Raw genomic sequence first — 8,415 nt, forward strand, 5'->3', positions numbered from 1 at the left:
GCATGCGGCACAATTCCCCTACATCGTGGGGAAGTTGACGCCCTCAGGGGCAGGAGAGGTGGCGTTGCGGCGTGGCTGTGGATACGGCGGGGAACGCCGAGGCGGACGCGGGCGCGCACGGCAGCGGCTGTGCCTGCGGGGGCTGCCCGCGCGACGTCCGCGCCGGACGCCGGCGCGCGGTCGCCGAGTTCGCCGCGCGGCGCGATGAACTCGCCGCGGGGCAGGGCGTTCCGGCGGCGCTCGCCCACTCGGGCGGCGCGTCCCGGCAGTGGGTGTCGGACGAACTGACGCAGGCCGCCCGCACCCTCGGCGAGCGCGCGCACGCCGAACGGGAGGCATGGCACCACTTCATCTGGCGGCGCACCGTGGTAGTCGTCTGGGGCGGCTGCGCGGCGCTGCTCCTCGGGCAGGGGCTGACTGCGATCGGCGCGGGGTGGACGGCGGCCCGTACGGCGGGGCTCGTCGCGGCCCTCGTCTCCGGGGCGCTGCTCACTCTCGCCGCGTATCTGCACCGCTCCCGCGGCGGTCTGCCGGCGACCGTCATCGGCGAGGACAACCGGCTCTCCACCTCCCGGGCGGTCGCCGCCGCGTGGGTGCTGCTCGTCGTCTTCGCGGTGCTCGTGATCGCCGTCGAGCTGGCCGTGACCTCCGGTGGAACGGACCGGCGGGCGCTGTCGTCCGGCCTCGAACTCGACCGCGTGGCAGGGGCGTTGACGGCTTCCGCGCTGACCTGCGCGGTCGCCGTGCTCGTACGGCGCGTCGTGGCGCTGCGCGTGCGCACGCAGCGGCTCCAGAAGCTCCGGGCGGACCGGCCGCGCGCCGCCGACCTGCTCAGCGACGACGCCGGGCGCGGCAGTTTCGGCGATGTGCAGTACGTGCTGGTCTGCGGCATCGCCGTGGTCTTCGCCGCCGTGCGGCTCGCCCGCCATCCGCAGCAATTGCCGGACCTGCCGTGGGGGCTGGTCGTGCTGGTGGCGATCAGCGCGGCCGTGTATGTGGCGGGCAAGTACGCGGAGGGCGGGCGGCCGGTGATCCTGTCGGTCGTACGGGCCCGCGAGGCCGGCGACCTCGACGGGCCGATCCGCACCGGCGACGACATCGAGATCCGCGGCGCCGGATTCCTGCCGCCCGGCGCGCGGACCCCCGACCGGCTGGCCCGGATGGTCGTCCGGATCGGCGCGGTGCACGTCCACGTACCGCTGGTGCCGGTGCCGGGCGGCTTCACCAACCCGACCGACATGGCGCTGACCGTGCCGATCCCCGTGGACGTCGAGCCGGGACCGGCGGAGGTGCAGGTCGTCACGGCGGCCGGGGCCGAGACCAACCGCTACCAGATCACCGTCTGCGACTGAACTGGTCGTCGCCGGGGCCGTTGCGCTCTGAGCCCGTGGCCTCAGCCGTACGTATCGTCATGGGGCGAGTGCGCAACTGACGGGTTACGGAGAGGCGGCGGGTGTCATGGCACATGTGGACCGGGCGATGGGGCCGGGGATGGGCGGAGGCGGCGGGTCCGGCGGCCGGCGGGCGGCCGCCGCTCGGTACGCGCTGCTGCCGCTGCGCGTCTTCCTCGGCATCACCTTCATCTACGCGGGGCTCGACAAACTCACCGACTCCGCCTTCATGTCGGACAGCGGACAGGGCTCCATCGGCGACCTCATGCGGAGCGTGCACGGCGGCGCCGGCGTCCCCGCCCTGATCGACCTGGCGCTCAAGAGCCCCGTCGGCTTCGGCTATGCCATCGCCTTCGGCGAACTGGCCGTAGGCATCGGCGTCCTCCTGGGCATCCTCGGGCGGCTCGCGGCGCTCGGCGGCGCGCTGATCTCGCTCACCCTGTGGCTGACCGTGAGCTGGGCCACGGAGCCCTACTACTACGGCAACGACCTCGCGTACCTGATGGCCTGGCTGCCGCTGATCCTGGCGGGCACGCCGGAGTTCTCGGCCGACGCGCTGTGGTCGCGGCGTCGGCGACGGCACGGGCGGCGGCTCTTCGGCTGAGGGCGGCGCGGTGGCGCACCCGCACCGGGCTGCGGCTCTTCCGCCGGGGACGGGGAGGGCCGCGGAACTGGACCGGCCGCCGCGGGGGTTCCAAACGCCCCGCGGCGGCCGGTCCGTTTGCGCCGCTACCGCTCCTCCGACTCCCGTCCGCTACCGCTCCTCCGGCTCCCGTTCGCGGCCGTGGCCGCGGCGGCGGATGCCGAAGGCCAGCGAGGAGACGAGCCCCGCCGCGATGAAGCCCATGCCCATCGCGGGCAGCAGGGCGTAGGCCGGGAAGTGCCAGAGCCCCGCGGCCATCGCCAGATACATCGCGCACCCGCCGAGGAAGATCAGACCCACGACGATCTTGCCCGGCTCGAACTCATGCCGTCGCACGGCGTACCTCCGATGGGGAGTGGCGGCAGCGGACGCTGTCCCGCCATTCTCGTTCATGGCTTCTCACGGATCACCTCGGCCTGCCCCAGCCCCACCTTGAGCGAGAGCTCCAGAGTGCCGTGCGTGGGCTGCCCGTTCACCGGCTTCAACGTCACCTCGCGGTGCTGGCGCGGCTGGATGTCGACGTCGTCCGGCGTCTCGCCGGGCAGTTGTACGTCGCCGACGCCGACCCGCACATCGGCCTTCACCGTGATGTCCTCGGGCACGGTCACCTTGAGCTTTCCCACGCCGACTTCGGCCCGCGTCGTCACCGTCCGGTCCTTCCGCCAGTCGACCCGGGTCAGGTCCAGGGTTCCGAAGCCGCTGCCGAGCCGGTAGCCGGAGCGGACGTCCGCCGCGTTCGCCGGGAGCCAGGCGGTCCGCGACCAGTCGGCGGTCACGGACTTGGGCAGCCCCGCCGCCGCCGTCAGCAGCAGACCGGTCACGACGGCCGCGACGACGGTGCCGCCGCCCGTACGCCCGTACAGCGAACTGACCGTGATGCCCAGGCCGAAGACGCCGAGCGCGCACGCGAAGCCGATCTCCAGGCTCGTGCCCAGCGGTTGGTGCCGCCAGGTCACGCCGACGGCCAGCCCCGCGGCGACGAGCGCGCACAGGAAGAGCCAGCCGCCCAGCGGCCGGCCGCGCCGGGCGGGTCGGCGGGGTGCGAGCCCGGCCGCCTCACGGGCCTTCGACGCGGACTTGGTGGGGTCCGGCCCGTAGTCGGGACCCCACAAATAGCCCGTGCCGGGGACGGAGTGGCCGGTGGTGCCGTCCTTGATGATCGGGTCGCGCCACCAGGAGGGGGCGCCGGGCGCGGGCGGCGCCTTGGTCTCCGGCGGCGCGTCTTTCTGTGCGGCCGCGGCGCTGGTGGCGGGGGTTTCGCGGCTGCCGTCGGCGGCCTGGCGGCGCTGCTGCGACCAGTACGCGGCACCGACCACGGCGCAGATCAGCAGCAGCGAGAAGGAGACGACGCCACCGTTGTTGAGCATCGACAGGAACAGTCCGCTGCCGACCAGCGCACACAGCACCGCCGTCAGCGCGGGCCCCTCGACCCGGCCGGACAGCAGCCGGCGCCCCTCGTTCTCGTCCTCGCCCTCCAGCGGCACCAGCAGCCACGCGAAGCCGTACGCGATGAGGCCCAGGCCCCCCGCGAAGGAGAGCACGCCCAGCACCACCCGGAAGATGACGGGGTCGAGATCGAAGCAGCGGCCGAGCCCGCCGCACACTCCGGCGACCACCTTGTGCTCGCGGCTGCGCCGCAGGGGCGGCCTGGCGCCCGGAGTGGTGTCCGCCGTTTCGGCGGTGGGTGCGTCGGTCATACGTACATGGTGTCAACCCTCAGGCGCCCAAGGCATCCGAGACAACCCTGGCCGTTCCCTGAGACCGTCCCTTAGGCAACGGCCGCTATCGTGATCCATCGAACATGAAGCGGGGAACCAGAGGGGAGCACGGTGTCGGAGTCGGTGACGGGCGGGGAGCCAGGGGCGCAGTCCGATGAACAACGGTTGGTCGCCGGGCGGTACCGGCTTCTCGAACGGATCGGGCGCGGCGGCATGGGCACGGTGTGGCGCGCCGAGGACGAGCTGCTGGGGCGCCAGGTAGCCCTGAAGCAGATCCACATCTCCCCGTACCTGCAGGATGACGAGCTCGCGACGCTGTACGAGCGCACCCGCCGCGAGGCGCGCAGCGCGGCCCGGATCGCGCACCCCAACGTGGTGGTCGTCCACGATGTGGTCGAGGACCGTGGCCGTCCGTGCATCGTGATGGAGTACGTACCGTCGACGACGCTCGGCGATGTGCTCAAGCAGTTCGGCACCATCTCGCCGGAGGAGACGGCCCGGATCGGGCGCGGCATGATCGCGGCGCTGCGGGCGGCGCACGCGGCCGGGGTCCTGCACCGCGACGTGAAGCCGGGCAATGTGCTGCTCGGATCCGAGGGCCGGGTCGTACTGACCGACTTCGGCATCGCGCACTCCAGCGGCACGTCGACGCTGACCAAGACCGGCGAGATGGTCGGCTCCATCGACTACATCGCGCCCGAGCGCGTCAAGGGCGGCAGCCCGGGGCCCGCGTCGGACCTGTGGGCGCTCGGGGCGACGCTCTACCAAGCGCTGGAGGGCAGGCCGCCGTTCCGCAAGGACACGCCGGTGGAGACGGCCTACTCGATCGCCGTGGACCCCTTCGAGCCGCCGCGCAGGGCGGGCCCGCTGTCGAAGCTGGTCGAGACGCTGCTGGCGAAGGAGCCGGAGTTCCGGCCGCCGGCGGAGCTGGTGGAGCAGATACTGCGCGAGCCGATGGCGGAGGCCGAGACCGCGTACATCGACGCGATGGTCAAGCCGACGGGTTCGACGCCGGGCGGCGGTTCGACGACGGGGGCGGGCAGGACGGGCGCGGCCGGGGCCGCTGGGGCCGGGACGGCGGGCGTCGCGGGTGGCACGGGCGGCACGGGTGTGACGAATCCGGGCTTCGGCCCGGCCATGGACATGGGGACGGGCACGACCGCCGGCCCGGGCACGGGGCAGGGCTACGGTCCGGCATCCGGTACGGGGGCGGGGCAGGGCTACGGTCCGGCATCCGGTACGGGCACGGGCTACGACTCGGCTTCCGCCACCGGCGCGGGTCCTGCCATGGGTGCGGGCATGGGTACGGGCATGGACCCGGCCACGGGCTTCGGCACCGGTCCGACCACCCAGACCCCGGCACCGTCCCAGGCGCCCACCGCTCCGACGCAGCGGAACGACCCCCGCACGGCCGGGCCCGGCCCGGACGCCGCGTCCCTGGCCGAGGCGTCCGCCGGACCGCCGTCGCCGGGCAAGGACCGCCAGGGCAGGAGCCGCCGCCGCGGCCGTACGGTTCTGTGGACCGCGGTAGCCGTGGTGGCCGGGATAGCCGCGGCGGGCGGCGGGTACTACTTCACGCACGAGTACGGCGCGGCAGGCGACTCCAGCGCCTCGGCGGACGCCTCCGGCAAGCAGGACCCCAAGCCCACCGCGCCGTCGACGAAGCCCTCGCCCAGCAAGTCCAAGCTGCCGCCTCCGCCCGCGGTGCCGGAGGGCTACCAGAAGGTGACCGAGCATGAGCTGGGCGTCAGTTTCCCCGTGCCGGAGGGGTGGACCCGGCAGCAGGAGAGGTCCGACCAGGTCAACTACATCGACCCGAGCGGACTCGCGCGCATCCAGGTGAACGTCCTCGACTTCGCCAGCTCCGACCCCCTCCAGCACTGGAAGGAGGTGGAGTCCCAGGTGAAGACGGAGCAGCGCGAATACAAGCTGGGGCGGATGCAGGAGACCGAGTTCCTCGGGGAGCCGGCCGCCGTGTGGGAGTTCACCTTCCAGGGCAAGGTGCGGCAGTTCCGCGCCATCGACCTCGGTTTCGGGCACGAGGGGGGCGACGAGTACGCGATCTATCTGTCGGCGCCCTCGGCGATGTGGGACCAGTACCGGCCGGTCTTCGACTCGGTGAGCCAGGGCTTCCGCCCCCAGAAGTGACGCCGTCCAGTGACGGCGTCCAGTGGGTGCGTTCAGGGACATGACGACGCGGCTCTACGGGTCCCGTCAGGGGTGACCCTGATGCCCGGCACCGGGCTGACGTGTGACGATCGGGGCATGACCGCCGCCTACACCGCGCCCCCCGACCCGGACGCCGCGCCGCCGCTGCGCAAGCTCTACCGCAGCGCGGAAGGGCGCATGCTGGGCGGGGTGGCGCGGGGGCTCGCCGGGCATCTGGGGCTGCCGGTGTCGTGGGTGCGCGTCGTGTTCGCCGCGCTGCTCATGTCGCAGGGGCTGGGCGCGGTGCTGTACGCGGTGTTCTGGTTCGTCGTGCCGCTGGGCGTCGGTGGCGTCGAGGACCGGCGTCCGCCGGCCGAGACGTTCCCGGACGGCAGGCGCAGGCTGCTCATCCGCAAGCCCGACCGGGGCCAGATCTTCGCGCTGATCGCGCTCGTCATCGGCGCCGCGATCTTCCTCGACAACCTGCACCTCGGCCGTGCCAACGCCTATATCTGGCCCGTACTGCTCATCGGCGCGGGCGTCGCCCTGGTCTGGCGGCAGGCCGACAACGCCCGCCGCGCGCACTGGATGGAGGTCAGCCGCCGCAAGCGGGTGCTGCCGCTGGCGCGCGGCGCGACGGGCGTCGCCCTGGTCGGCGTGGGCGTCACGGGCATCGTGGTGCTCCAGGGTTCGGCCCGGCACCTCGGTACGGTCCTCCAGGCGTCGCTGGCCGTGCTGGTCGGCATCGCGCTGCTGGCCGGGCCCTATCTCGTACGGATGACGCAGGACCTCACCGAGGAACGGACGATGCGCATCCGCGCGCAGGAGCGTGCCGAGGTCGCCGCCCATGTGCACGACTCGGTCCTGCACACCCTCACCCTGATCCAGCGCAACGCGGAGGACTCGCGCGAGGTCTCGCGCCTGGCGCGCGCCCAGGAACGGGAGCTACGGGCCTGGCTGCACCGGCCCGAGGGCCGCGGCAAGGACGAGGCGCAGGCGCCGCAGACGCTGGCGGAGGCCGTCAAGGCCGCCGCGGCCGAGGTCGAGGACCACCACGGCGTGCCGATCGAGGTCGTCGTGGTCGGGGACTGCCCGCTCGACGAGAAACTGGGCGCACAGATGCAGGCCGCGCGGGAAGCGATGGTCAACGCCGCCAAGTACGGTGGCGAGGGCGGGGCGGTGCAGGTCTTCGCGGAGGTGGAGGGGCGTACGGTCTTCGTCTCCGTACGGGACCGGGGCCCGGGCTTCGATCTGGACGCGGTGCCGGGCGACCGGATGGGCGTACGGGAGTCGATCATCGGCAGAATGCAGCGCAACGGCGGTACCGCGCGTCTGCGGTCCGCGCCGGACGGCGGCACCGAAGTGGAACTGGAAATGGAGCGGTCGGCGTGAGCGGGCCGCGCGGCCGAGCGATGACGAGGGGACCGGCGATGACGAGGGACGGGCGATGAGCGAGGGCAACGAGCCGACGGGCACGGACGAGAGCCGCACGGTGCGGGTGGTGCTGGTGGACGACCACCGGATGTTCCGTACGGGCGTACAGGCCGAGATCGGGCAGACGGACCGTACGGGCGTCGAGGTCGTCGGCGAGGCCGCCGACGTGGACCAGGCGGTCACCGTCATCACCGCGACCCGCCCCGAGGTCGTACTCCTGGACGTACACCTGCCGGGCGGCGGAGGCGTCGAAGTCCTGCGCCGCTGCGCCTCGTTGATGGCGGCCCCCGAACAGCCGGTGCGCTTCCTGGCGCTGTCCGTGTCCGACGCCGCCGAGGACGTCATCGGCGTCATCCGCGGCGGCGCGCGCGGCTATGTCACCAAGACCATCACGGGCGCGGACCTGGTCAACGCCGTCTTCCGGGTCAAGGACGGCGACGCGGTCTTCTCCCCGCGGCTGGCCGGCTTCGTCCTCGACGCCTTCGCGTCGACCGACGCACCCCCGGTCGACGAGGACATGGACCGCCTCACCCAGCGCGAACGCGAGGTCCTGCGCCTGATCGCGCGCGGCTACGCGTACAAGGAGATCGCCAAGCAGCTCTTCATCTCGGTGAAGACGGTCGAATCACACGTCTCGGCGGTCCTTCGAAAGCTGCAACTGTCCAACCGCCATGAGCTGACTCGGTGGGCTACGGCGCGGCGGTTGGTTTGATCGCCGCTGACCGCGGTGTGAGCTCAGCGACCTCGGTCGGGAGCTTGAGCTCCACCCAGACCTGCTTGCCGATGCCGCCCCTGCGGGGGCTCGTCCCCCAGCGGTCCGCTAGGGCGTCCACCAGGGCGAGCCCGCGGCCGTTCTCGTCATCGTCCGTGGCCGGGCGCGGCACCGGGAGGTCGTCATTCGCGTCGGCGACCTCTAGGCGCAACGCGCCGTCATAAAGCCCGAATCGAGTCCCGATCTCCCGGCCGGGCGAGGCCTTGGCGTGTTCGAGTACCGGTAGGCCACTGGCGAGGTTTCCGCTGTGCGGGTCCTTTTCCAGTGGCCCCCGGCCCGAACCCGCCGTGCACCCTTTCGATGCAGCGG

At 72.8% G+C, this 8,415-nt stretch carries 8 protein-coding genes; 5 read left to right on the top strand and 3 right to left on the bottom strand.

Annotated elements, in window-relative coordinates:
• The first annotated feature begins 71 nt into the window (after positions 1–71).
• Together AC07AB_RS11130 and AC07AB_RS11135 are read left to right on the top strand one after the other, a co-directional pair.
• Complete coding sequence (locus AC07AB_RS11130; RefSeq protein ID WP_478563535.1) at positions 72–1,352, top strand: hypothetical protein; 1,281 nt, start codon at positions 72–74, stop codon at positions 1,350–1,352.
• A gap of 106 nt (positions 1,353–1,458) precedes the next feature.
• Complete coding sequence (locus tag AC07AB_RS11135) at positions 1,459–1,995, top strand: DoxX family protein (protein ID WP_478563538.1); 537 nt, start codon at positions 1,459–1,461, stop codon at positions 1,993–1,995.
• Positions 1,996–2,145: 150 nt separating this feature from the next.
• Here the strand turns inward: AC07AB_RS11135 and AC07AB_RS11140 are convergent, their stop codons facing one another.
• Together AC07AB_RS11140 and AC07AB_RS11145 are read right to left on the bottom strand one after the other, a co-directional pair.
• Positions 2,146–2,370, bottom strand: coding sequence for a hypothetical protein (locus tag AC07AB_RS11140; RefSeq protein WP_478563541.1), 225 nt, complete (start codon positions 2,368–2,370; stop codon positions 2,146–2,148).
• Between the two features lie 53 nt (positions 2,371–2,423).
• Positions 2,424–3,731, bottom strand: coding sequence for a PspC domain-containing protein (locus AC07AB_RS11145; protein ID WP_478563544.1), 1,308 nt, complete (start codon positions 3,729–3,731; stop codon positions 2,424–2,426).
• A gap of 234 nt (positions 3,732–3,965) precedes the next feature.
• On the opposite strand from AC07AB_RS11145, the gene AC07AB_RS11150 reads away from it, so the two are divergent.
• From AC07AB_RS11150 to AC07AB_RS11160, 3 genes are all read left to right on the top strand, one after another.
• Positions 3,966–5,900: a serine/threonine-protein kinase gene (locus tag AC07AB_RS11150; protein WP_478563630.1), complete on the top strand. Its 1,935-nt coding sequence runs from the start codon at positions 3,966–3,968 to the stop codon at positions 5,898–5,900.
• A gap of 117 nt (positions 5,901–6,017) precedes the next feature.
• A complete protein-coding gene (locus AC07AB_RS11155; RefSeq protein ID WP_478563547.1) occupies positions 6,018–7,292 on the top strand; it encodes a PspC domain-containing protein in 1,275 nt (424 codons plus the stop codon).
• Positions 7,293–7,347: 55 nt separating this feature from the next.
• On the top strand, positions 7,348–8,046 hold the full coding sequence (locus tag AC07AB_RS11160) for a LuxR C-terminal-related transcriptional regulator (protein ID WP_478563550.1): 699 nt from the start codon (positions 7,348–7,350) through the stop codon (positions 8,044–8,046).
• Here AC07AB_RS11160 and AC07AB_RS11165 read toward each other — a convergent pair.
• Positions 8,024–8,371 (bottom strand): ATP-binding protein, encoded by a 348-nt coding sequence (locus AC07AB_RS11165; protein WP_478563633.1) that lies wholly within the window; start codon positions 8,369–8,371, stop codon positions 8,024–8,026. The genes AC07AB_RS11160 and AC07AB_RS11165 overlap by 23 nt on opposite strands.
• Between the last annotated feature and the right edge of the window lie 44 nt (positions 8,372–8,415).

The sequence above is a fragment of the Streptomyces sp. NPDC044033 genome, from assembly GCF_056434425.1.